The sequence below is a fragment of the Pseudoalteromonas sp. ABE4_541 genome, assembly GCF_056312285.1.
This window is the reverse complement of record NZ_JBSVEM010000001.1, coordinates 101,986-125,134: the sequence shown is the minus strand read 5'-3', so window position 1 is coordinate 125,134 and position 23,149 is coordinate 101,986. Positions and strand designations below refer to the sequence as shown.

General features: G+C 43.1%; 23 protein-coding genes and 7 tRNA genes. 10 read left to right on the top strand and 20 right to left on the bottom strand.

The window, feature by feature from the left end; all coding sequences use genetic code 11:
* Window positions 1-77: 77 nt before the first annotated feature.
* The 11 genes from ACW689_RS00595 to dnaQ form a co-directional block, all read right to left on the bottom strand.
* Window positions 78-1,148: a DUF6136 family protein gene (locus ACW689_RS00595; RefSeq protein ID WP_476287536.1), complete on the bottom strand. Its 1,071-nt coding sequence runs from the start codon at window positions 1,146-1,148 to the stop codon at window positions 78-80.
* Window positions 1,149-1,160: 12 nt separating this feature from the next.
* The gene (locus tag ACW689_RS00590; RefSeq protein ID WP_476287534.1) at window positions 1,161-1,745 is read right to left on the bottom strand and encodes an ATP-binding cassette domain-containing protein; all 585 of its coding nucleotides are present in this window, start codon (window positions 1,743-1,745) and stop codon (window positions 1,161-1,163) included.
* 163 nt (window positions 1,746-1,908) lie between these two features.
* Window positions 1,909-1,985, bottom strand: a tRNA-Asp gene (locus ACW689_RS00585).
* A 41-nt stretch (window positions 1,986-2,026) separates the two neighbouring features.
* A tRNA-Asp gene (locus ACW689_RS00580) sits at window positions 2,027-2,103 on the bottom strand.
* Between the two features lie 28 nt (window positions 2,104-2,131).
* Window positions 2,132-2,208 (bottom strand) — tRNA-Asp (locus ACW689_RS00575).
* Window positions 2,209-2,236: 28 nt separating this feature from the next.
* Window positions 2,237-2,313, bottom strand: a tRNA-Asp gene (locus tag ACW689_RS00570).
* Between the two features lie 28 nt (window positions 2,314-2,341).
* Window positions 2,342-2,418: transfer RNA gene (locus tag ACW689_RS00565), tRNA-Asp, on the bottom strand.
* 36 nt (window positions 2,419-2,454) lie between these two features.
* Window positions 2,455-2,531 (bottom strand) — tRNA-Asp (locus tag ACW689_RS00560).
* Between the two features lie 27 nt (window positions 2,532-2,558).
* Window positions 2,559-2,635 (bottom strand) — tRNA-Asp (locus ACW689_RS00555).
* A 98-nt stretch (window positions 2,636-2,733) separates the two neighbouring features.
* Window positions 2,734-4,086 (bottom strand): TIGR03503 family protein, encoded by a 1,353-nt coding sequence (locus ACW689_RS00550; protein ID WP_476287532.1) that lies wholly within the window; start codon window positions 4,084-4,086, stop codon window positions 2,734-2,736.
* Between the two features lie 11 nt (window positions 4,087-4,097).
* On the bottom strand, window positions 4,098-4,805 hold the full coding sequence (gene dnaQ, locus ACW689_RS00545) for a DNA polymerase III subunit epsilon (RefSeq protein ID WP_476287530.1): 708 nt from the start codon (window positions 4,803-4,805) through the stop codon (window positions 4,098-4,100).
* A gap of 70 nt (window positions 4,806-4,875) precedes the next feature.
* Between dnaQ and rnhA the strand changes: the two genes are divergently transcribed.
* A complete protein-coding gene (rnhA, locus tag ACW689_RS00540; protein WP_476287528.1) occupies window positions 4,876-5,340 on the top strand; it encodes a ribonuclease HI in 465 nt (154 codons plus the stop codon).
* On the opposite strand, the gene ACW689_RS00535 is transcribed toward rnhA, so the two are convergent.
* A complete protein-coding gene (locus ACW689_RS00535; protein WP_476287526.1) occupies window positions 5,303-6,088 on the bottom strand; it encodes a class I SAM-dependent methyltransferase in 786 nt (261 codons plus the stop codon). The two genes, rnhA and ACW689_RS00535, sit on opposite strands and share 38 nt — an antisense overlap.
* Window positions 6,089-6,140: 52 nt before the next feature.
* On the opposite strand from ACW689_RS00535, the gene gloB reads away from it, so the two are divergent.
* Window positions 6,141-6,908: a hydroxyacylglutathione hydrolase gene (gene gloB, locus ACW689_RS00530; protein ID WP_476287524.1), complete on the top strand. Its 768-nt coding sequence runs from the start codon at window positions 6,141-6,143 to the stop codon at window positions 6,906-6,908.
* Between the two features lie 85 nt (window positions 6,909-6,993).
* Window positions 6,994-8,565: a lytic transglycosylase gene (locus ACW689_RS00525; protein ID WP_476287522.1), complete on the top strand. Its 1,572-nt coding sequence runs from the start codon at window positions 6,994-6,996 to the stop codon at window positions 8,563-8,565.
* Window positions 8,566-8,589: 24 nt separating this feature from the next.
* On the opposite strand, the gene ACW689_RS00520 is transcribed toward ACW689_RS00525, so the two are convergent.
* From ACW689_RS00520 to ACW689_RS00510, 3 genes are read right to left on the bottom strand one after another with little or no spacing between them, the layout of a single operon-like run.
* Window positions 8,590-9,033 carry a flavodoxin gene (locus ACW689_RS00520; RefSeq protein WP_476287520.1) on the bottom strand — a complete coding sequence of 148 codons (444 nt, stop codon included), beginning with the start codon at window positions 9,031-9,033 and terminating at the stop codon, window positions 8,590-8,592.
* Window positions 9,033-9,767 carry a tRNA pseudouridine(65) synthase TruC gene (truC, locus tag ACW689_RS00515; protein WP_476287518.1) on the bottom strand — a complete coding sequence of 245 codons (735 nt, stop codon included), beginning with the start codon at window positions 9,765-9,767 and terminating at the stop codon, window positions 9,033-9,035. The genes ACW689_RS00520 and truC overlap by 1 nt, the downstream gene beginning before the upstream one ends.
* The gene (locus ACW689_RS00510) at window positions 9,761-10,096 is read right to left on the bottom strand and encodes a YqcC family protein (RefSeq protein ID WP_476287516.1); all 336 of its coding nucleotides are present in this window, start codon (window positions 10,094-10,096) and stop codon (window positions 9,761-9,763) included. The genes truC and ACW689_RS00510 overlap by 7 nt, the downstream gene beginning before the upstream one ends.
* A 127-nt stretch (window positions 10,097-10,223) precedes the next feature.
* Here ACW689_RS00510 and ACW689_RS00505 point away from each other — a divergent pair, with 127 nt between their 5' ends.
* The 3 genes from ACW689_RS00505 (at window position 10,224) to ACW689_RS00495 (ending at window position 12,661) form a co-directional block, all read left to right on the top strand.
* Entirely contained in the window at window positions 10,224-11,252 is a 1,029-nt protein-coding gene (locus tag ACW689_RS00505; protein WP_476287514.1) for a DUF3549 family protein, read from the top strand.
* Window positions 11,253-11,555, top strand: coding sequence for a DUF3301 domain-containing protein (locus ACW689_RS00500; RefSeq protein ID WP_476287512.1), 303 nt, complete (start codon window positions 11,253-11,255; stop codon window positions 11,553-11,555).
* A gap of 68 nt (window positions 11,556-11,623) precedes the next feature.
* A complete protein-coding gene (locus ACW689_RS00495) occupies window positions 11,624-12,661 on the top strand; it encodes a S66 family peptidase (RefSeq protein WP_476287510.1) in 1,038 nt (345 codons plus the stop codon).
* A gap of 584 nt (window positions 12,662-13,245) precedes the next feature.
* Here the strand turns inward: ACW689_RS00495 and ACW689_RS00490 are convergent.
* Complete coding sequence (locus ACW689_RS00490) at window positions 13,246-13,896, bottom strand: N-acetyltransferase (protein WP_476287508.1); 651 nt, start codon at window positions 13,894-13,896, stop codon at window positions 13,246-13,248.
* Window positions 13,897-13,998: 102 nt separating this feature from the next.
* Here ACW689_RS00490 and ACW689_RS00485 point away from each other — a divergent pair, with 102 nt between their 5' ends.
* From ACW689_RS00485 to ACW689_RS00475, 3 genes are read left to right on the top strand one after another with little or no spacing between them, the layout of a single operon-like run.
* Entirely contained in the window at window positions 13,999-14,226 is a 228-nt protein-coding gene (locus ACW689_RS00485; RefSeq protein ID WP_476287506.1) for a DUF2789 domain-containing protein, read from the top strand.
* Between the two features lie 48 nt (window positions 14,227-14,274).
* A complete protein-coding gene (locus ACW689_RS00480) occupies window positions 14,275-14,535 on the top strand; it encodes a hypothetical protein (RefSeq protein WP_476287504.1) in 261 nt (86 codons plus the stop codon).
* Between the two features lies 1 nt (window position 14,536).
* Window positions 14,537-15,310 carry a Zn-ribbon-containing protein gene (locus ACW689_RS00475; RefSeq protein ID WP_476287502.1) on the top strand — a complete coding sequence of 258 codons (774 nt, stop codon included), beginning with the start codon at window positions 14,537-14,539 and terminating at the stop codon, window positions 15,308-15,310.
* Window positions 15,311-15,331: 21 nt separating this feature from the next.
* Here ACW689_RS00475 and syd read toward each other — a convergent pair whose 3' ends face one another.
* On the bottom strand, window positions 15,332-15,871 hold the full coding sequence (gene syd, locus ACW689_RS00470) for a SecY-interacting protein (protein ID WP_476287500.1): 540 nt from the start codon (window positions 15,869-15,871) through the stop codon (window positions 15,332-15,334).
* A 59-nt stretch (window positions 15,872-15,930) separates the two neighbouring features.
* On the opposite strand from syd, the gene queF reads away from it, so the two are divergent.
* On the top strand, window positions 15,931-16,779 hold the full coding sequence (queF, locus tag ACW689_RS00465; RefSeq protein ID WP_476287498.1) for an NADPH-dependent 7-cyano-7-deazaguanine reductase QueF: 849 nt from the start codon (window positions 15,931-15,933) through the stop codon (window positions 16,777-16,779).
* On the opposite strand, the gene ACW689_RS00460 is transcribed toward queF, so the two are convergent.
* The 3 genes from ACW689_RS00460 to ACW689_RS00450 are packed head-to-tail and all read right to left on the bottom strand — an operon-like array spanning window position 16,773 to window position 23,104.
* Entirely contained in the window at window positions 16,773-17,630 is an 858-nt protein-coding gene (locus tag ACW689_RS00460) for a peptidylprolyl isomerase (protein ID WP_476287496.1), read from the bottom strand. The two genes, queF and ACW689_RS00460, sit on opposite strands and share 7 nt — an antisense overlap.
* A gap of 33 nt (window positions 17,631-17,663) precedes the next feature.
* Window positions 17,664-21,380: a translocation/assembly module TamB domain-containing protein gene (locus ACW689_RS00455; protein ID WP_476287494.1), complete on the bottom strand. Its 3,717-nt coding sequence runs from the start codon at window positions 21,378-21,380 to the stop codon at window positions 17,664-17,666.
* Window positions 21,380-23,104 carry an autotransporter assembly complex protein TamA gene (locus ACW689_RS00450; RefSeq protein ID WP_476287492.1) on the bottom strand — a complete coding sequence of 575 codons (1,725 nt, stop codon included), beginning with the start codon at window positions 23,102-23,104 and terminating at the stop codon, window positions 21,380-21,382. Before ACW689_RS00450 ends, ACW689_RS00455 begins: the two co-directional genes overlap by 1 nt.
* Window positions 23,105-23,149 lie beyond the last annotated feature (45 nt).

The following is a 23,149-nucleotide window of genomic DNA, read 5'->3' as shown; positions in this document are numbered from 1 at the left end:
TAAATAGCAGAACGAGGAAATGCTACCGACAAAGTTTACTGGCCTCAAAATAGACCTCTTAGTTACGCGGATTGATGTTACAAGAGAATTTTAACCAGATATACGCTCATAATGAGGGCTGCCCAACAAACTGCCAAATGCTTGGCTTTGCGAACAGCACACCATTGGATCATAGGTGCTAAAAAAAGCACACCTAACATATATCTATCAGCCCCCAGCATTAAAATAGAAATACACCAAGTGATGAAGAACAAGGCGAATATTACAGTATGCTGAGTAATAAATGCATACTCAAACTGTTTTATGCTTAGCCAAAATAAGCGATGCTCTCTTAGGTAAGTCGATGTTTTTATGCACAATGTGCCCCACAACAAAAGTGCGATGGCAACGATCATTGGTGTATACCAATGTAACAGCTCAGGCCTTTCTTGGGCTATAATTACGGCCCCCCAAATGAATAAAAAACTCACAGAAAATCGCCAAATCAAAGACCAGATATTCTCCAAACCATATAATAACCAAAACTGCCAAATGGTTACCTGTTTAGGCAAAAAACGAAACTTGAATGGTTTAATTGCACAAGCAGTCAGCAAGAGTAAATTAATGATGCCCAAATACACAGTGGAAGGTAAAGCCAAAGCATGTAAAGCCAGCGCACCTATCAACGTGTAAATAAGTGCCTGTGGACGATACAGTAGCGCAATCGAACAACTTACTTGAGTTGTAATAAACAGCACAAAGTGAGGTGCTTGAGGTAACTTATCTATGCCTATTGCCATCGCTAACACAAACGACATCCACAGTAGCACATGACTACATAGCAGTAACCCAACATCACAGAGAAACTGCTTTATCCGGCTGGATAGAAGTGTCAAATGAAAAGCCCTGTGTGGCATGTCCAGTACAATGGGTTTTAATACATTAAGCAATAAAGTTTGTATGAGTAGATAGCCCCAAATAACCTTATTGGATACTTGTTCAGAGTCACTTTCGACAATTCTGCCAAGACCAAAAAACAACGCCCCTATAAGGCCTGGTAGAAAAATATAGAACAAGGTAGAGATCATCAAAGCAAACTGTTGTATCTGCCTTACAAGGTCTCTGAGCGCATATCGATAGGCATGAATACGATAGGTAAAGTAATTCATATTGTGCACCCGCTACTGGTTAAATAGCGGCTGAGAAACAAACCCAATATTTAAAAATGGTTGCGGCTCATGGCTACTTATTAGAACATGCCCATTAAACTCACCTAACCACTGACAGATGGTATCAACGCCATGTTGGTCCAGCGCCGCACTCGGCTCATCTAAAATGAGGTACTCAGTGCCTCTCATTATCGCATTCAGCAATTGTAGCTTTTTATAATTGCCTGACGATAAGTCACTAACTCGGGTCTCCAAAAATGCGCTAAAACCGAATTCCTCAGCAAGTGTCAATGGCAACTCACATTGCCAAGCACTCCCTGTCATGGCCAAAATTTGTTGTGCAGTCAAAAACTCTGGGAATGGTATTTTATCTGAGGCAAGCGCGACACGTTCTTGCAAACTCTTAACATGCTTGCCGGCAAGTAAAATTCGCCCCGAAAAATAGGGATCAAGGCCAGCGATCAGAGTAAATAGTGTCGTTTTTCCAACGCCATTCTCACCCAAGACACACGTCTTAGCATTTGGAAATTTATTGTTGTATTCGTGAAAAATTTGCTTATTTGCAAACTGCTTATGAAGGTGTACAACTTCTATCATAAAAACTCCCTGTTTTTTTAAGTCTATCATTTAGGGAGGATTTATATATATGTTGATTAGTTACAAATTATGTAATCTGGAGAGAATAAAAGCGTCATTAAACGAGTGTAGAAATTACTGTAAAGAATAAAAAAGAATTTAATCGAGATGAATTTCTAATAAATGGCGGAGTGGACGGGACTCGAACCCGCGACCCCCGGCGTGACAGGCCGGTATTCTAACCAACTGAACTACCACTCCGCAGTGGTATGTGTTTATAGAGCATCCTCTTTGATATCAAATGGCGGAGTGGACGGGACTCGAACCCGCGACCCCCGGCGTGACAGGCCGGTATTCTAACCAACTGAACTACCACTCCGCAGAGATATCATAATTGTTATTTGCGTTGGCGGAGTGGACGGGACTCGAACCCGCGACCCCCGGCGTGACAGGCCGGTATTCTAACCAACTGAACTACCACTCCGCTGAGCAAATAAGGGCGACTAAAACGTTGGCGGAGTAGACGGGACTCGAACCCGCGACCCCCGGCGTGACAGGCCGGTATTCTAACCAACTGAACTACCACTCCACGGTGTTTTAATCTGCTGCTTTCCTATTGGCGGAGTGGACGGGACTCGAACCCGCGACCCCCGGCGTGACAGGCCGGTATTCTAACCAACTGAACTACCACTCCACAAAGGAAAAGCGTGCCTTTCGGCGTTGTAAGATTTGGCGGAGTGGACGGGACTCGAACCCGCGACCCCCGGCGTGACAGGCCGGTATTCTAACCAACTGAACTACCACTCCAGCGCTACTTACAAATTGTTGAATAATTGGCGGAGTGGACGGGACTCGAACCCGCGACCCCCGGCGTGACAGGCCGGTATTCTAACCAACTGAACTACCACTCCGCATTATTCTTGCTATCAAGCTGCTCCCTGACAGCGGCGTGAATAATACGAATCGACCCCATGAGAGTCAACAGTTTTTTTGAAAATAACCCGCTTTTTTAGTCATCTGACATCGAAAGGTTCAAAATATCACCTGATTTGTCATTTTTTGAACCACTTTCATCGGAGTTTTGTTTTTTCTCCGATGTTTCTTTTTCTGGCTCAGACTGCTTTTTCTTAAAAAGAGACGAAGGTAATGGCAGTTTTATGCTAATTGGCTTGTTTTGAACAAAAACGCGAAACGCTAACCAACCGACAAATAGCACTAACATGTTCCCAGTAACAATCACACTCACCACTAAAGTTGTATTAACTTCTGGTTCTGGCTCTGGCTCAGGTAACAAAATCGTAGGGACTGGTTGTGCTAACTCTGGGACTTTTTCTATAGGTCGTTCTATTTCAAATTTAAACATAGGCAAAGTTGCCATAAATTCTCGACCATTGATATTTTCACCAAACGCAGAAATTTCAACACTGTAACGCCCCCAATCATAATTCTTGATGGGTAGCTTCCGGTATAAACGTGTTTCTGGATTTAGGGTAAATGGTAATTGTTCACCATTTGGATAAAAGATTTTACCTTGAAAGATCACTGTATCAGGCTTGACCACTTGATTGTCTATTTTAAACAATAACTCGTGATCAAACTCTTCGTTATCTGATAACGTCAGCTCATATTCAAACGGTGGCCGCGCAACAAGGATTGGTTTACCAACCACTTTACGTTTAATTAGTGGCGTTTCAATGTGAAATTCCGGTCGCCATTCTCCAGCAGGAAAAGAAAGTCTGAATTCACCGGTGAAAATACCGTCCATTGGCCGCTCATCAAACTCACGCCCATCATCTTTGAACTCGGTCACACTTTGTGTGCCCGCGCCAAAATTATCGTAGTTATCATTGTTGGTACTAACGAAGTCGACAACTAAAGATACAACATCACGAAAATAGCCAATTTCAATAGGCTGACCATCATTGGTCACCCGCCCCGTTACTTTAAGGGTCTCACCTTGAAATATAAGTGCAGGCAATGGCTCCATATTAAGTTCAATGTCTCCTACCACCATAACGCGGCTACCTTTTTGGATATTGCCTATCACTTGCCAAGGTCCAGGGGTTGGATTAGTCAATACGATTAAGTCGAAGCTGGGTTCGTCATACCACTGTAAGGTTTCATCACGAAGTGCATGGGTAGAGTATATTTTACTGCCATCTGGTTGCACCAGAACGACCGCTGGTGAGCCTGTTTTCCTAAAAAATAACAGCGAGATTTTATCAACCTTATGGTCAATGCGAAAACGGTTATCTAGCAGTGGCACTTCATTTGTTTTACCGTCGCGCTCTAAAATGGTCACTGACGGCAAAGCTACCGCAATGCTTGATATCATCAACATCAAAAGCCATAACCGCTTCATATACTACCTCATTATTGTTGCCACAATGTGTTGCCGCCTTTATTAACTACCAAAAGCCTTTCTTGATGAGCTTGAAGTTCGTCGCTTGTAGCCCTGACAACCTTCAATGCAGGCCTATCAGCGTTGAGTCGACGAATGGCACTACTGTCATTTTGTTCACTGCTATCACTACCGTTAGCTAGGTTAAGTTTAACCTGACCACCAGTCATGCCCAGATATACATCTGCGAGGATCTCGGAATCCAGTAATGCGCCGTGTAATGTTCGTTTTGAGTTATCTATGTCATAACGGCGACACAATGCATCTAGGTTGTTCTTTTGTCCTGGATGCAAATCGCGCGCCATGACTAGGGTATCTAGCACTTGACAATACTCATGTGTGGTTGGATAGCCCTGATTTAACATGGCAAATTCATGGTCCATAAAGCCGACGTCGAACGGCGCATTGTGGATCACCAATTCAGCGCCTTTGATGTAGTCAAAAAATTCTTGCGCTATTTGATTAAACAAGGGCTTATCTCGCAAGAATTCGTTGGTTATACCGTGAACATCGATAGCTTCTTCTTCAATCTCTCGTTGAGGATTTATATAAACATGAAAGTTATTGCCGGTTAACCGACGGTTTATTAGCTCTACACAACCAATTTCAATGATCCTATGCCCCGCTTTTGGGTCGATACCCGTTGTTTCAGTATCTAGGACTATTTGTCTTTTTAACATATCGTATGAAGCTCAACTTTGTTATGGTTAACCACTATTAGTTACATTCTACATAAAAACAGGTCTATTCGTGCAAAAAACAGTAGAGATTTATACCGATGGCTCTTGCCTAGGTAATCCTGGGCCCGGCGGCTATGGGGTATACATGTGTTATCAGGGCCATGAAAAGCAATTAGCACAAGGGTACGAGCTGACGACAAACAACCGCATGGAAATGCTTGCAGCCATCGTTGCGCTTGAAACTCTTAAACGACCATGTAACGTGATCCTGTATACCGATAGCCAATACGTTAAACAAGGCATCGAGTCATGGCTAGAAAATTGGAAAAAACGTAACTGGAAAACAGCATCTAAAGCGCCTGTAAAAAACGTTGACCTATGGCAGCGATTGGATGCAGCTTGCCAGCAACATACTGTTGAATGGCGTTGGGTAAAGGGTCATAGTGGTAACAAATATAATGAACTGGTTGATGACCTAGCCCGTGAAGCTGCGTCATCTAGTCACTTGCTGACTGATGAGGGTTATCAGCGTTAATCTTCCCTTGACAGCTTTGCGATAAACGCGCATTTTTCACTGCTGGCGCCCATTTTGGTCTAGCATGCCACTTTGGTTTAATGGGGGTCAACGGTGTCACGCGTTTTCGGGCAACTATCATATAGCAGCTTCCCATCGGTTTTAAATATTGGCGGCAAAAACGCCGCCAAGGCGCGAACCGTGATAAACGACTGCCACGCGCTAGAGACGCGTGTATAAAGCGTTCATCTGCCAAAATCTCAAAACCAAGTAAATCGAGCCAGTCTTTCACACGCGATGGTGTAAAAAAGCGACCTGACCAAGGTAACTTTTCTTTGCTAAATGGCAATAAATTAGCCAAGCCACACAAACTGATGGGATTAAAACCCGTGATCACTATGTATCCACCAGGAATAAGTGTTCTGTGTGCTTCTCGTAAAATGTGGTGAGGATCTGAGTGATACTCCAAACTTTGGCTCAATATGCAAGCATCCACACTATGCTCAGAAAATGGCAGTTCATCTATTTCTGCTACGACCCCCACGTGACTTTGCGCAAATGGTGCTACACACACTTGGTGCTTAATGGTGCTCTTGGATGTGTTGATCTGACCGCTTAAGCTGCCCAGTTTTAGCATATGATAACCAAACATTCGCGGTAACCATTTATCTATTTTCCGCTCAATCCCAACTCTCAAATAATCACCATGGGGAAAGTCTTGCCACTCAAGAGGTTTTGGGCCTTGTTGAAAACTTAGGGCTGGTTTCATCAAATACGCTCGTTATACTTATGCTAACACTCACTTTATAGAGCTATGACTAATGGTGCAAGTAGAGCCAATAAAAGCATTCACCGATAACTATATTTGGGCAATTCGTCACACTGAACGCCGACAAGTTTGGGTTGTCGACCCTGGCCAATCAGAGCCAGTTCAAACCTATCTAAAAGCGCACGGCGCAACACTTATGGGTATTTTGGTTACTCATCATCATTGGGACCATACTGATGGTATCGAAGTATTGAAGACTCACTACCCGTCCCTTACGGTATACGGCCCGCGTGACTCAAAGTTTCAAGGAATTACACATCCTATGCAAACAGGTGATACACTTGAGGTATTTGATCTTACATTCGATGTATTCGAAACGCCTGGCCATACACTAGACCATATATGTTATGTTAATAAGAAAATGTGTTTTTGCGGTGACACGCTGTTTAGCGCAGGCTGCGGCCGCTTATTTGAAGGCAGCGCCAAGCAAATGTGGCAATCACTCGAAAAGTTGTCAAATTTGCCCGATGACACACTTGTTTACTGTACTCACGAATACACAAGCGCCAACCTTGCTTTTGCTTGTGCCGTTGAGCCACACAATGAAAACATCAAAAATTATCAAACATGGGTAACAGCTCAAAGAAATGCGCACCAACCAACTCTACCTAGTAGTATTGGAAAAGAGCGTACAATTAATCCTTTTCTACGAACAAAGCAAAGTCATATCATTGAAAATTTACCAAAACACCTAAATAATGAAATAAATGCACCTTGGCAAGTTTTTGCCGCGTTGAGGGCTTGGAAAGACGAATTTTAACCTCTAGGTTACATACGCCACTTTAAATCTACCGGTGTTACAGGTAGTATTGGCGGGTTTTTGCTCGAGAATCAGAAAATTACTTATGAATAAATTGCCGGTTTCTATTGTTTTGATGACGCTGCTTACAAGCGGCTGTCAAACGCTATCCGAAAAAGACAATCTAGAAGAAGACACCGCGAAGCTTCTCAATAGAGCAAGCCCCGCCGAGATCAGCGATACACTACTTAGTGCTATCCAAGAGCCTATAGAAGCGGATGAACCTCCGCCGGTATTTGATGATGTATGGGAGCGAATTCGTTACCAACTCTCCATTGACGTCCCCCAGAACAGGCCTGTTGTTGCTGAACGAAACTATTATCAACGTCATCAAGCCTATTTAGATCGTATTGCCAAGCGCGCCGAGCCTTATCTGTATTTTATCGTTGAAGAAGTTGAAAAGCGCCAAATGCCTATCGAAATTGCGTTATTACCCATTGTTGAAAGCGCCTTTGATCCCTTTGGCTACTCACATAGAAGCGCCTCGGGTATTTGGCAGTTTATGCCACAAACTGGAGAGCGGTTTAATTTAAAGCAAAATTGGTGGTATGACGGAAGGCGCGATATTGTACAATCAACTCGTGCAGCACTTGATTACCTGAGCTATTTACATAAAACCTTGGAAGGCGACTGGTTAAATGCCATTGCAGCCTATAATTCAGGCGAAGGCCGCTTACTTAAAGCAATTCGTAAGAACAGAAAAAAGCACTTACCCACTGATTTTTGGTCTCTCGATTTGCCACGCGAAACAACTGCTTACGTACCCAAATTGCTAGCGTTATCAGACTTGCTGAAACGCCAAGATGAATTTAAAGTCCGCTGGAACAAAATAATTAACGCACAAGTTGTAGAGTCGGTTGATATCGGCTCTCAAATTGATTTGGCATTAGCTGCAGATATGGCGGATATATCGCTCACTGAACTATATCGTTTAAACCCAGCCTTTAACCGCTGGGCTACCGATCCTAAGGGCCCACACACTTTGTTGCTCCCCGCTGATAAAGTGGACGCATTCAAGGATAAGCTTGCTAATACACCAGAGAAAGAACGCTTAAAATGGCAACATTACGCGGTTAAGAAAGGTGATACTCTCTCTGTGATTGCGGCAAAGTTTTCAACCAGCGCAAGTGCCATCAAATCGTTAAATAAACTTGATTCACATATTATCCAAATTGGTCAACAACTCCTCGTCCCTCTGAGTGACGGCGAATTAAAAAGTGAGCATTTACCCACTAGTGTACGCTCTGCTATCGCGAAAACACAGCAGAGCAAGAAAACTCACACCGTAACCAATGGTGATACTTTATGGGATATTAGCCGTGAATATGATGTCACCATCAAGCAGTTAGCTCGCTGGAATAAACTGAAAACTAACGCTATTTTGCGTCTTGGCCAAAAACTGACTATTTATCAGCAAGAACAAACTAAGCAAGTCGCCAGTAACTTAACAAATCGTACAATTACCTACAAAGTACGACGCGGTGACTCACTCGCACGCATCGCGTCTAAGTTTAACCTGACGATCAATGAGATCATTAAATGGAACGACTTAGCTGGGCAAAAATACCTCTACCCAGGTCAAAAATTGAAACTTAAGGTAGATGTAAAAAGCTCATAAAAAAAGCGCCATTAGGCGCTTTTTTTATAGCTGCGCAATCCAGCGTTCTAGCCACGGCTGAACGGGCTCCCACGGCTCAAAATGCTCACATGCATCCACATCTAACCGCTCAAGTGGCAAAGAAGCATTCAACTCCTGGACAAGTGCATCAATTTGTCGACCTGCGCCACAAAACGTTTCACCATAACTACTATCTCCAAGTGCGATTACCCCCACTTTTTTGCCCGTTAACATAGGGAACTGGCTTTGCATCTGCAAAAACAAAGGCAGTAAATTATCAGGGATGTCACCCGACCCTGTTGTGGACGACACAAACAAAATCGTGTCGGCTTGTGTAAGTTGCTCCAACGTTGCTTCAGTGTATACGCTGGCTTTATGGCCACTTTTCTCATGCGCTAATTTTATCTCGGCAGCCAAATTTTCAGCGTTGCCATACACGCTTCCTACAAAAATTGATACAGACGCCATTATTCATAATCCTTTTCGGTATTAGGCCAACCTAGTCGCTCACAGATGGTTAGCATCTCTTCACCTAGTTTAGCTTTAATGATAATTGGTTGTTTAGTGTAAGGATGAACAAATTTAAGCGAAGACGCAAACAACATTAATCGTTGCAAAGCAAAGTGCTCATAAAAGAAATGATTATGTTTGTTATCACCATGATTCACATCTCCAATGATTGGGTGATTTAAATGCTTTAAATGGCGGCGTATCTGATGCTTCCTACCCGTTTTAGGAAAGCACTCCACCAGGCTATAGCGAATGCTTGGATACTTACCAAATGGGATAGGTAAACTCGCTTGATGTAAGCAATTAAACTGGGTTTGTGCTTCTTGTGGCGCTTTATCTTGATCCGCAAACTTATCTGCGATCTTGTCTAATTCTTCTTTAAGTGGTTTGTCAAGAAAAACAGACTCAGGTGCAAAGCCACGTACCAAAGCCAAGTAACGTTTTTCAATATTGCCATCAATGAATACTTGGTTCATGTCGCGAGCGGCTTCTGAGCTAAGCGCAAACAACAACACACCTGAAGTAGGTCTATCTAGACGGTGGACAGGAAATACATGTTGGCCAAGCTGGTCACGCAGCATTTGCATAGCAAATTGCGTTTCTCTTTTGTCTAAAAAGGAACGGTGTACCAACAAACCCGATGGCTTATTGATCGCAACATAGTTTTCATCTTGATATATGATTTCTAGCATGGTTTACCCTGTGAGAGACTCTGATCAATACGTACAAGCACCGTATGAATTTGAGGGAAATGTGCATGGGTACTCAAGGTCACTTCCGCCATAGGGGCCAATGCAATGCTCGTTGGTAATGACAGCTGATGTGTCACAAGCTCTGTTAATTTAGGTATGAAAACAAACTGAAGCCATTGTTCAAATTGTAACGTGTCGCAACAAAACGGCTGCGTTGACGCTAATAGTTGTTCATTGATTGGCTCTAATTGCCACAATAAGGATGCTTTGAGCACTTGCTCAAGCTCGCGCAACAGCAAACTCATATGCTCATATAACTTAATGTCCAAAATGATTACTCAAAATCGGGAATTTTGACTAATTATACCCAATCCTCCACGAGGAACCCATAGCTTGCTTATCACCTCACACATTTATAGGTATAATCTCACCCCTAAAGAACAAAGTGAGTGACAAATGACAGCGCAAATTTCAACGTTAGGCGAACTTTTAAGTACTGCAGGTACACAATGGCGTGTGTATGACATTGGCCGTAGGATCACCAAAATAGACAAAACGCTATTTGCTCAGATTGAAAGCACTCAAGCTCCTTACCCTTATCCTCTAGGGGGGCATGCACTATTAGCCATTCAATTTTGGGATAACCAAGCCACCCTTGATCCCTATGTATGGTTTTTAAAATTTCCATTGGATGAACAAAGCAAGCTCGTAGTGGCAAGCCGAGATCATTTTGCCAGTATGGTGTTGGAAGCACTGGGAACGCAACTGACGGGTGAACAAGCTGAAGGAAAATTAGACAACAACCCTTACGTATTTACACCTAATGCGAACAAGCTTGCGGCATTTAATGCCCTATTAAAATGCGAACTCAAGCGCCCGGCATCGCAATATTACGAATACTGCGAACTATACTTCGCAAATAAACTACCTCATGATGCTTGGCAAAGCATGGCTGTTCAAGGCATAGCTGATTTCGCATTTCGCTTAGACCATGGCCAAAATAGCCAAAATCTCGCGCAAGTGTGGAACGACCTCCCGCTCGAAGTTAAGCAGCCCTTAAGTGCCATGTTGGAACATGTTGCCATCGACACCAGCTTTTCTGAGCAGTTACAAAAAGCAATCACCGTCGCTATTGAAGAACAGCAGCTCGGCGAACTGATATGCCACCTTCGAGCACTATCTGGCAGCAAGGCAAAAGGGCTTGTTGAGCAAGCTGTTGATGCACTGCTAGATAGTCAATACAACAATGAAGCAGACATTCTACTTACGCTCGCTGGGCGTTGTTGGGAAACACTCTCAGACGCCCAGAGGCTATTTAAGTTTTTAGACTGTGTTGCGCATAACACCCAAATTGAAAATTTATTTGCTAGTATTTTCGCAGACTTAGTTGCAATTCCAAACTTGCGCCCACATGTATTAGCTATTCTACGGGCAGAAAACCGCAGTGAAACATTATCACGCGCGATTGGAAGGTTATTTTCATAAATGGCAACTCTCTGGCTTTTTATTTTATTCGGTGCTGCAATATCCATATTTTGGACAAGCAGACAGGCTGCTGAAGCAGCTAAAGAACATGCACAGTATCAAGCTGAAAAGCTGCAAGTACAGCTCCTCAGTGTGGCATGTCAAAAACGCCGTCTGGGAATACTCAAAAATGGTAAACCCGGCATAAAAAGCCAATTTGATTTTGAATTTAGCTCCGATGGACAAAGTGTATATCATGGCACTTTGTATCTTGAGAATAGCCAGCTAGTGAAAACTGATATTCCCCCACACCGTATCGTATAACTATTTGTTGCCAAATAACATACAGCTAGATATTCTCAAGGCTCGTTGCTTATAAAGGATATTTAGCTATGAAAAAACCACCATCTCTGAGTGAAAACAGTACACTCGCGATTGTTTCTCCCTCATGGGGCGGGCCCTCTGTCTTTCCTCACATTTACCAACTAGGGCTCAATAACTTAAAAGCACTTGGCTTTAATATCCGTGAATATCCAAGTGCTACAATGGATGCGAACACACTATTTCATAACCCCAAGCAACGGGCACAGGATATAAATGACGCATTTTCTGACAATGAAATTGACGGAATTATCGCATCTATTGGCGGGTCAGATTCATCTAGAATAATAAAGTACTTAGACCTGGAAGCAATATCACAAAACCCCAAGCTTTTTATGGGATACTCAGACACGAGCGCTTTGACAAGTACGTTAAATCAAGCAGGCATTGTTACATTCAACGGACCCTCTGTGATGGCAGGCTTTGCGCAGTTGCACAACAGCGAAGATGGGTACCAAGCTTACATTCGAGACTTTTTCTTTAATAACCCACCAAGTAGGCTGTTACCCACATTCAAACATGTCAGTCACGGTTACCCTGCATGGGCGGATATCAAAAATACAGGCAAGCTCAACCCTTTAATTGAAAGTCGTGGACCACAGACACTACAAGGTTTTGAACCTGTTGCTGGTCAACTATTCGGCGGCTGCATTGAAGTACTGGAAATGCTCAAAGGCACGGAGTATTGGCCTAAGCCCGACTTTTGGTACGGTAAAGTGTTTTTCTTAGAAACATCCCAAGAAAAGCCATCTATTGACTATGTACGTTATTGGCTTCGTAATTATGGGATTATGGGCGTATTCGAAAAGTTACATGCATTATTGATAGGCCGACCCAGAGACTACAATATTGACGAACAGTTAGAGTTAGAAGCCGCTATATTGAACGTTGTAAGAGAAGAGTTTTTAAACGATAGGCTTACAATTGTCGCCAATTTAGACTTTGGACACACAGATCCTCAAATCATATTGCCGCTCGGTATTCAATGCGAAGTCAACGCTCAAACTGGTCAGTTGAAATTACTTGAACAAGTCTTTTCGCAATCCTAACCAAATTTAGTAAGCCAGAAAAAACTAAGGCGCAACCTATGTCGCGCCTAGTTCTGACTACATCCATGATGGGTTATCCCTGCCCGGTGCGAAACGCCACCTTTTTCATCATCCCCTGAACGGGTATACATCCCAGTCACACCCGATCACCTTCCATGCCTTCTTCCAATGCCACTCCATGTGACCATCCACTTGCCAACCTGGCCTCCACTTCGCTCTTCCTAAGCGCTCCCTAAAGACACATCATGTGTCAATCCATTCTTCCTTGTACATACATCCCAGCATGTCCTCACTTCCTGTGAGCTCCTAAACCAATCCTTGCTCCTTTCTCTCGCTCCATCTCAGTTGGCCATCCAGCCAATTACCCCATGTCCTTGGAGTTCCTACTTCCTTTTGTCTTCCTGACAACAATCAGTCTACTCCAATGCAGTATTTGGGAAAGTGAATAAACTCAATTTAATACTTGAAAAAAAATAGCAATAAAAACAAATTCACTTTAAAACAAAAGGTTAAATGAAGATCAATACCATTTAACCATACAACAAAACACCTTTACCTACATTCCTGTAGGAAAAGTCGCACACTCATTCTTCCATTCTGTCAGCACTACGAGGTTTGAATAAGAGCTCTCCAGTCACTTTTTCAAAGCTAAGTTGCTTTATCACCTGATATCCATGACCTAAAAAGAAGGCTTTTTGCGCAGTTTGAGTAATGAAAACAGCCATACCGGCAACTGTTTCATTGCTCAAAGTCAAATCGTCCAATCCAGCCAATAAATAATGACCTAGGCCTTGCCCTTGAACATGGGGGTCCACCGCAATGAACGCCAAAAAGTAATAATGGCCATACTCTTCAAGTGCCGCCCGTATTGTATTTTCTTTGTCTATTAATTGTTGTGTTTGCAGGTACCCTGCACTAAGCATCAATCTCAAGCGCCAATGCCAGTAACGCGTCGCTTGCAGTTCAGTTTCAGACTCTAAAACACAAGCAACCGCATATAAGTTTTCACCTTCAAATAAACCAATCATAGGCTGACATCCTTGACCAAAACTTGAAAGTTCTTCACGGATCAAAGCTCTCAACTTTACTTCATAGCTGCCATCATCTTTCGCAGACAGCACATTTCTCATCACATCATCATCATGATAAGCCTGATATAACAGGCTAGCTGCAACTCTCATATCCTCTGGTGATAGATATTTTACCAATAAGTTTTGTTGTTCTAGAACGCGCATACTTTTCCCTTATGTTGTTGTTTTTAGGGCCGACGAATTGTTGTTAAATGCTCTGTCTACTATAGTTACAGTGTGATTTTTAGGCAACTAACGGAGTAACTTATGGATACCAGCAAGCACAACCTTGCTACCTTGTTCGCGCAATTGGGGCTGGAAAATTCAAAAGAGCAGATTGCGCAGTTTATTAACAAGCATCACTTAGCGGATGATATGCTGTTGGCTGAAGCTCCATTTTGGAATGACGGGCAGCGCCACTTTATTGAGGAGTCACTACGCGAAGATGCGGACTGGTGTGAATTAATAGACGAGCTTGATGCCATGCTACGCTAAGTATCTTAGCTATGATAACATGCGCTTTATTTGTTTGGAGTAAAGCGCATGCATCCTGCAGTTCAAAGAGCAATTGCAACGTTAGTAACTGAGGGCAAAACCCCAAGTGTTGCGCTCACTAAAGCTCGTTTGAGTGAGCCCGTTCCTATGCCGATAGTAATAGCAGGTCTGAGTGCCTACAAAAACGACCCAACAATTATCCAGGCCCCCTTAGAAGAAAAACCTGTTCAAAGCAATGAACAACTAAGCCAGCTCGACCGTATTGAGCAAAAACTTGATCGCTTATTACAATTACTAGAAAAGGACTAACATGTTCGTTGTTGATTTAACCTTTGATTGTTACCAAGACACAACACTTGATATTGCCGAAGTAGCAATAAACAGGGTCGTTAACGCATTACGTTTTAACGGTCAGATCATTGGTGATGAATTCCCTACAGTATTGAAAGACGGCTATTTTATTACGCGTGTCATGTGCCCATTAGAAGATGCATTGCACCCGCTCAATCACAGTCCATTCGTAAAACACGCCATTGATCAATTACAAAAGGCTGGCTTGTTGACACCAAAAGTCAAAGTGATAGGACAAGATATTCATGCTAATGGAGCCGATCAGTGTGATGCACCTTCGAGTTATATTTTGTACACCACGTATGTACATACATGTAGCCCTCTTTACTGCGGCGATGACTTTCAACCTGTACCTCTTTATAAAATTCCGGCGATTGCCAATGGCGACTTTAAAGCATTAATTAAGTGGCAAGAAGATTGGCAAGCGTGTGACCAAATTCAAATTAATGGCGCAACACGTTGTGAGTTTGCAGCTCTCGAGGAGATCTCTAGTATCGAGAGTGACTTATTTAGGCGTGGTATGGATCTCTCGAAACGAATTCGATATTTAACCAAAAAGCCGGTTTATTACTATATCTATCGAGTTGGTGGAGAAAGTTTAGAAGCCGAGAAACAACGCAAATGTCCAAGTTGTAATGGAGAGTGGGCTTTAGAAGAACCTTGGTTTGGTATCTTTGACTTTCGCTGTGACAAGTGTGAGTTAGTATCCAATCTGTCTTGGGATTTTCAATAACAACATAAACTAAGATCAGCGTTAAACGCTGATCTTTTGCAAAAACTCTGACAAGCTTGAAGCCAATACATGATGTGTTGGCTTTCCTACATATTCCAAACAAACATAGCCAGTATCGAGCTCTACCGTGATCAACAAATCATCTTGCTCAGTCAAGCCAATGAATATCGTTTCTGGCTGCTTTAACTTGCGTTTCATCAATACATGACCTGTTATGTTTTGCTGTAATCGCTCATAGTCATCCTGATTCCAAGCTTGCAACAACTCAATTTGATGACCATCGATATTGCCAACAATATTACCCGCAAAAAAACTGCTGTAATAACTATCAAGTTCTTTAGAAAAGTGACATCCCAAAGCATTTGCTAGCGTTTGCAAGTGATTGTCTGACGGCTGAGCAACTGCCTGCCATTGAATGTGCTCATCATTAATTGGCGCGCCCACCTCACATGGGCTTGGCCACTGAGCGTCATAATACATGCATGGCAAAGTGCCATGCTGTTGTTGATAGTTTGCCGCATAATCTGCGTGTAGTTGCGATAAAATCTGGTCTATTACCATACTGCCAACTGCTGTCTGATCCGTTATAATGCAGCCATTGTAACCACAATTGGTGAAACATGACAGACTACACAAATGCCCCCGAATTAAAAGCATCCGTTTTAGGTAAATCAACAGAGTACGCATCTGAATATGATGCCACTATACTGCACCCTATTGCACGTAAGCTCAATCGAGATCAAATTGCAGTTGATGAAACCGCGCTCCCATTCAAAGGCGAAGACACTTGGACGGGTTATGAGCTATCTTGGCTAAATGAAAAAGGTAAGCCACAAGTTGCAGTGGCAACATTTGTTTTTCCTTGCCAAAGCTCACACATCATAGAGTCTAAGTCATTTAAGCTTTACTTAAACAGCTTTAATCAAAGTAAATTTGCAAGCAAAGAGGCCGTTCAAGAGACTCTGACAAAAGACCTTTCGACTGCCGCAAATACCAACGTGACCGTTACACTATTTACTGCTGATGACTACGCGTGTATCCCTTTTACTGCAATGCCAGGTAAGTGCATCGATGATCTGGATATAGTGATTGATGTTTACAGCCCTACAGCCAACATTTTGAAAAGTGTTAATGAACAAGCCGTTGTTTCTGAGGTGTTGCATAGCCACTTATTGAAATCAAATTGCTTGATAACATCTCAACCTGACTGGGCAAGCATTGTTATCTCATATACTGGCAAACCCATATGTCACGAGTCGCTATTACGTTACTTGATCTCATTTCGCAGTCACAATGAGTTTCATGAGCAGTGTGTGGAACGCATCTATTGCGAGCTGATGAATACGTTTGGATTGGAGCAACTAGAAGTATACGCACGATACACAAGAAGAGGTGGCTTAGACATTAACCCTTATCGCTCAAGCCACCAAGATAATACACCTTATCAGATCAGAACAAATCGTCAGTAACGCACTGGCACTGGTAAAGCGCATACATCTGCATAGTTTGGCGTTGCAACAAACCAAGACTCAGGTCGGTTTTTTCGTGACGCCACTAGCGCTTTAAAAGAAGGATGCGCTGTATCTAACACTTTAAAACGGGTTTTATCTTGCTCCGAAATATCAGCAAGTACTCGTACAGAGCTTATTAGGTTAAAAGGCACTCCTTCACTTGCTTGTCGCTGTAACCTTTGCACATGCTCCATGCCAGATAACACTCGACCAAATACCGTGGTATTTTTATCGAGATAGCGTTGCGGCGTTAATGTGATATAAAAGTCCGTACCGCCGGTATCCAGGCCATCTTCACGAGACATACCAACAGCACCAGTGCAGTGCACTTGCCAAGTTTCTGTACCCTCTTCATTTTGCGCGACGGCAAAGCCATTCAAAAACCCAGTGCGAGGTGCGTAACCATCGTTTGTATCCACCACAGTAATATTAATGGGGGTATCACTTTTTAAGCTCAACTCTGCTTTTATGTGCCGCTTGCCATATTTAAGCGATTTTTTACCACTTTCATCGCCCCCTTGAGCGACAAAATTTTCCACAAAGCGATACATACTTAAGCCGTCATAAAACTTGGAACGCGCCAACAGTTTAATGTTATTGACCTGCCGAGGTGCAAGCAATGGATCCAATTCTACGTAGGTCGCCCCAGTAGGGAGCTGTATTTTTAATATATTATTATTATCGATCTGGCGCCAAGCAGTAGCAGGCGCTTGTTCAATAACTTCCTGTGGCGCTTTATCTGGTTGTGCAAGCGCAAGGCTTGAACACATTGATAGTGTGCAAACAAGCATAAGTTTGCAAGATTTCATTTGATGCTCCTTCTTAACGTTCTGTTTAATGTCCTACTGCTTTTCTGGGTCCCAATCAAATTTGTACAGTAAATCAATGCTGTCGTACAAACCACTGGTTGCTTCAATATAGAGTTTTGAGAATACGCGGTATCGAACCGCAATTTCATTCAATGGTTCAAATACACCAACTCGATAGCTCACCTGTACACTGGGTGTCAAATATCCCGACACCTCAACTTTTGTGGCATCGCCACTACCTCGAGCACCTAAAGTAACATCTTTAAAACCAAACTTCTCGCCCGTTTTCGACACTAATCCTTCGCTACGACCTAGGCCTTTTGAGAGCAATAACTGGGTAAGAATCGCATCATTTGAACTCTCCCCTTCCCCTAAAGGCTCTCCATTGAGCAAATAAGCCAAAGACTGGGATTGATCCATAACAGGCACCGAATAAATCGCAAATTTCGGCGCGTCAATACTACCGCTTAATTCTATACCAGCCTCCACACCATCCGCCGTCACTTCAGGATTACGAATCGCACGCACATTCAAATAAGGCTTATCCAGTGCACCATTAAAGCCAATTTGCCCTGTTTTGATAAGTAAGTCTTGACCAAAAGCTCTGTAGCGCCCTTCCTGTAACAGTAATTCACCACTAGCTAACAAAGGGCTGGCGGGATACTTACTGATGTCCAGCTGACCTGTAATGTAACTATCGAGTCCGAAGGTTTTGATTCTAAAGTCATCACCAACTTGCACATCAATATCAATGCTGTAGGGAACAGGTGAGTGTGTTTGTCTAGTAACCGGCTCATCAACAATAATTTGATCCTCCGATATCTGTACAACATTTGCAGGCAGCTCTTCTACTTCAATTCGACCATAAGGCACGGTAACTTGACCCGTTAGCGCGGCCTTGTTTTGCCTAAACTCGAAATGCAGATCAGGTGAGAGTGTTAATTCCACACCAGCTTTTGGCGCAATGAAAAAGTCATCTCCTTGAGCGTCAATACGCGCACTCAAGCCACTTTGCCAATTAACACTGCCATCTAAAGATAGCTTTCCGCCCTGTTGTGCCTGAAGTACTCCATGCAACGATGCAGCCTTATCATTAAGTGTCATGATCAATGACGAGTTTTGCAATGAGATTGGTGACAACTCGCTGGCAAGATGGATGTCATCGACATGAATATTACCACTTAACTGTGGTTGCTCTCGCGACCCCCAAAGAGACAGCTTACCGCTGACATCCCCGTCAAGTTTAACTGGTTGTTTGAAACTTTTGCTTAGAATGGGTGCTAATGGAGACAATGACATATGCACAATATTAAGATTTGCTGTCGGGGACAAGCTCTTATCATCAACTAAAGGCAATTGAAATTGCCCATCCATTCGCCCCAAGATGGAAGAGTTCATTTGCCATTGCACTTGTGCGTGCTGATTATTACTATTCAATTGAGTCGACAACGCTTCAATAGGCAGCGTGTGTAGCTGTTCATCACTATGGGTATACACCTTCACTTGCTGCATTTTCAGCTGCCCGTCTGCTTGGCTTAGCTTTCCATCATGCCATGCAAGCGCGACATCACCATGCGCCAATCCATCCAGTTGTAATACGTCTTCAAACCAAGCATTTAAATCATTGAGCACAAGCTGTTTGATGGTCACTTGGCTAGACCCTTTGCTCGTCAGCAGATCATGCTCAGCGGCAAAACACATCTCACTGTGTGAAACCTGCCAACACTGCTGCGCCAACGTCACGTGTTCAGATGAGAGTTGAAGGTCACCCGCGTTTTGTAATACCAAATTTTGGTTCTTGTAACTGGCTGTCGCAGCGTTGATTTTACCAAGCCATTGACTATTAAGTAGACCACCTATTGCGCTTATCGATGCATTGACGTCGCCTTGAGTATTAAGTTCAAATCGATGCTTTGCCAAGTCTCCTTGCAACCCAAAGTTAGCCGCATCAAGCGTCAATCCCTGTGTGCGCACCATCTGTGCTTGAATTGCAGCATTTGTTTGCCAATTTATCTCACTATCAGTGCTCACATCGAACTTTGCACTAGCCACCGATAATTGCTCATTGATAAATCGTGTCAGTTGTCCTTGTAGTTGCACTTTTGGACTTCTATGGGAGCCCGTTATCTCAAACGTTGATGATAGATCTAAATCAGCGGCAAACAATGGATCTTTCTGATGATGTATCTCCATCATGCCTGTTAATGCTAAATGCTGATGCAACTTGCCTTCAAGCCCAAGAAGACTGTCTCCATATCGAACTTTCAGGGTATTGAGTTGCCCATGAAAATCTTGGTCGAGCGTCAAGTTAACATTTGCGTAAAATGGCCTGTTATACAAACTACCTTTGATTGCCAAACCATCAACCTGCAACTGCCAATTTTCATTTTTTAACTCAAAACGTGTATCTAATTGTGCTGCTAACTGACTGTTAGGAAGATCAGAAATAAATTCGCTCAATGGTAATGGCGCTATATCGGCTTTGACTTCTCCTATGAGCGTATTTTGCCAGTCTAAGCTTGCTTGCAACGTGGAGTCGGTCTGGTCCCATTGCAAGCGACCTTCATTTAATTGCACTTGCGTTAAACCGCCAGCAACCTTTGCATTGATGTCGAACGCCTTGTTGTTGCGCGTAGTGCCATCAAGTTTGATATTCAGTGCATAGTCATTCGCGTTACCCGTCGCTTGAAGCGAGGCTTTGTTTAACGACAGTTGAGCTAGGGGTTCATCAATCAAGTCATGCAAAGTCCAATTCATCGCGCTCATTGACAGTTCAAACGGCCAATTGATTTGCGTGAAATCAATCTGGGCTTGAATATCTGAGGCGTACGTTCCTTGGTTGCTTGCATGGATAATCAGATCAGACAATGTGCCTGAAACTTCCAATGTTAAGTGCTCTGTGCCTGTGCTCAATTCACTCGAAGCGTTAACATGCAATGTCTTAGCCCAATCCAACGAACCATACGCATTCAAACTAGCTTGCTGATACCGAGCGCGTAGCCCTTTCCATTGCAAGCCTGCTTGAGCCACAATCGCTTGCAGCTCAATATCAGTGACTTGTGTCGTTTTGCCTTCTTGCAGGAAAGCAAGCTGAGATACTTGCAACCTATCTAAACGAAGCGTGAGCGGTAAAGGTGGTATTGTCACGTCGATGACCGGCAGCTCTGTTGGCATGGTTGGTGGTGAAGTATCTTCATTAACCTTTTGTACTATATCCACATTTTGCATAGTTAGGTGCGGTATTTGCACATCCGTCCCTTGCCAATAAACTGCCATGTTCAATTGCTTTATTGCAACTTGTTGCTGAGGCAATATCAAATTGCCATGGTTAATCAGCAAAGTTTTGATACCGATATTAAACGGCGCTTCGAGCCCACCCTCTTCGGGTTCATTCTCTATGTTGCCAAGCGCTTGATGTGTTTGCGGTGAACGCTGGTTATCAATTGCTAATTCCAGAGTTTGTGCTGAGATGTCAAGACATAGGGTAGAACATGTAAACCACTCTAGCGATATAGCTAATTGCTGTGCTTGGAGAGCTAGGTGATCACTTTTATAGTCAATATCAAAAGGTGCCCCCGATAACAAACGCCCTTTTTCTAAATTTATCGATAAATCTGTTACCCAAAAATGCGCGCTACGAATTAACAATTGATGGCCTGGAGCCGTGGCCAACAAACAAAACAGCACAGCCACAAGCATACCAACCCCAGCTAAGCATTTTTTAAAATTGCGTATATTGAAAATCGACATTAAATCTCAGGCCCTATGACAATACTTAACCTTGTACTTCTGCTTTCTTTACTTAAGCCCCACGCGTGATCTAACCGAACAGGCCCAACTGGTGTGATATAGCGAAAACCAAAACCAGCCCCCACTGACCACTTCTCAGAAAAATCATTAGTTGCAGTGCCGCCGTCAACAAATAAAGCAGCGCGCCACTTGGGTGCAAATTGATAATTATATTCAACAGACCCCGTTACTAAATACTTGCCCCCCACTTCTTTATCCTCTTCTTTTGGGCCAATTGAACGATATGAAAAACCTCGGATACTTTGGTCGCCACCAGCAAAAAAACGCATATTAAAAGGCACGCTATGAATATCATCCACAACGATAGCGCCTAGGTTAACCCGACTTATCAGATAGTGTTTTTCATAGTAATTGCGTAACCAAGCATTATTCCATCGCACTTTAAGTAACGATGTCGAAGAAATTAACGAGTCACTGGCTGCTTCAACTGAAATTAAACGTTCGTTTGCCCAATAAGGCGTGGCTCCCCCTTTGCTCTGTTTCTTGGCATAACTAATACCGGGAAGCAACATTTCCGATTTAAAGGGATCACCATCTTGCTCGGTTTCTTCATGCTCTCGCTTCAAAAAAAGGGTCCTCACCCAGTTGTCACTCGTCAACCACTGACGTTGCACCTGAACATTCCAAATTTTACTATTGATGCCTTGTTGCAGGTCATCGTTGATTTGGTAGCCTGCAAGCATACGCCATACATCATTGTTAGGATCTGATACAGGAATGGTGTAACTTGCCATAATATCCTGTCGGCGCTCGGACAAAGACAAATTACTTTCAACAAAATGACCGTCTTCAGTTAACCAAGGTTTAGCCCACTTTAAGCGTGCTTTTGCACCCAGATCTGTGCTGTAACCACCACCCACTTCAAAGCTATGAGCAGGCTTATCTATGGCTTCGACTTTAATGGGCAAAATACCATTTGCCCGCTCTTTCAGCTGTGGAAAAACTTTAGCGGATAGGAAATAAGGCGTGTTATTTAAAGACAATGTATATTGCGATAGAGCCTCACTGTTATATGGCTCTCCAACTTTGAAAGTTGCTAAAGAACGAATATACTTTTGGGCCTTCGTACTGTCGTCTACTGTTATTACGCCAAAACGGTAGCGCTCACCACTGTCAATATGCCAAACTACCTGAGCGTTGCGCTCTGATTTGTTTACCCTCAGTTCATGACGTAGCCATTTAAAGTCGAAGTAGCCTCTCTCAAGTAACCGCCCTTCAACACTGGCTTTAGCTTGACTATAATTCGCATGATTGAGCGTATCACCCACTTTAATTGGTAACTCACTGGCCATGTTTACAAGCCAAACATCTTCCTCGGCAGGCCCGCTTAGTTTCAACAAAATATTTTGCCACTGTAATGGCTCTCCTGGCACAACGTTAATTACCAGCGTGTTGTTTTGTGCGTTGGCGTCAAAAATAGTTTGGCTATGATAGTAACCAAGTGCTTGTAAAGCCTGTTGCAAGTCTTCTTCGATTTGCTCTTGCAGTTGGTCATCAAATGTTTGCCCGGTGTAGGCAAGTAATGTTCCTTCTGCATTGGCTTTTAGTTCGCTATCGATACCCAAAATATTGATATGCTCAAGCTGCCACTTTGATTGCGCCTGAACTTGAGCAACAGGAAAGGTCGCCAAAAACACCCATAATAAAACTAGTGGCTTACACACCCAAATAGCTTCCTTTTGTTTAAATTGCAAAATAGCATATCACAG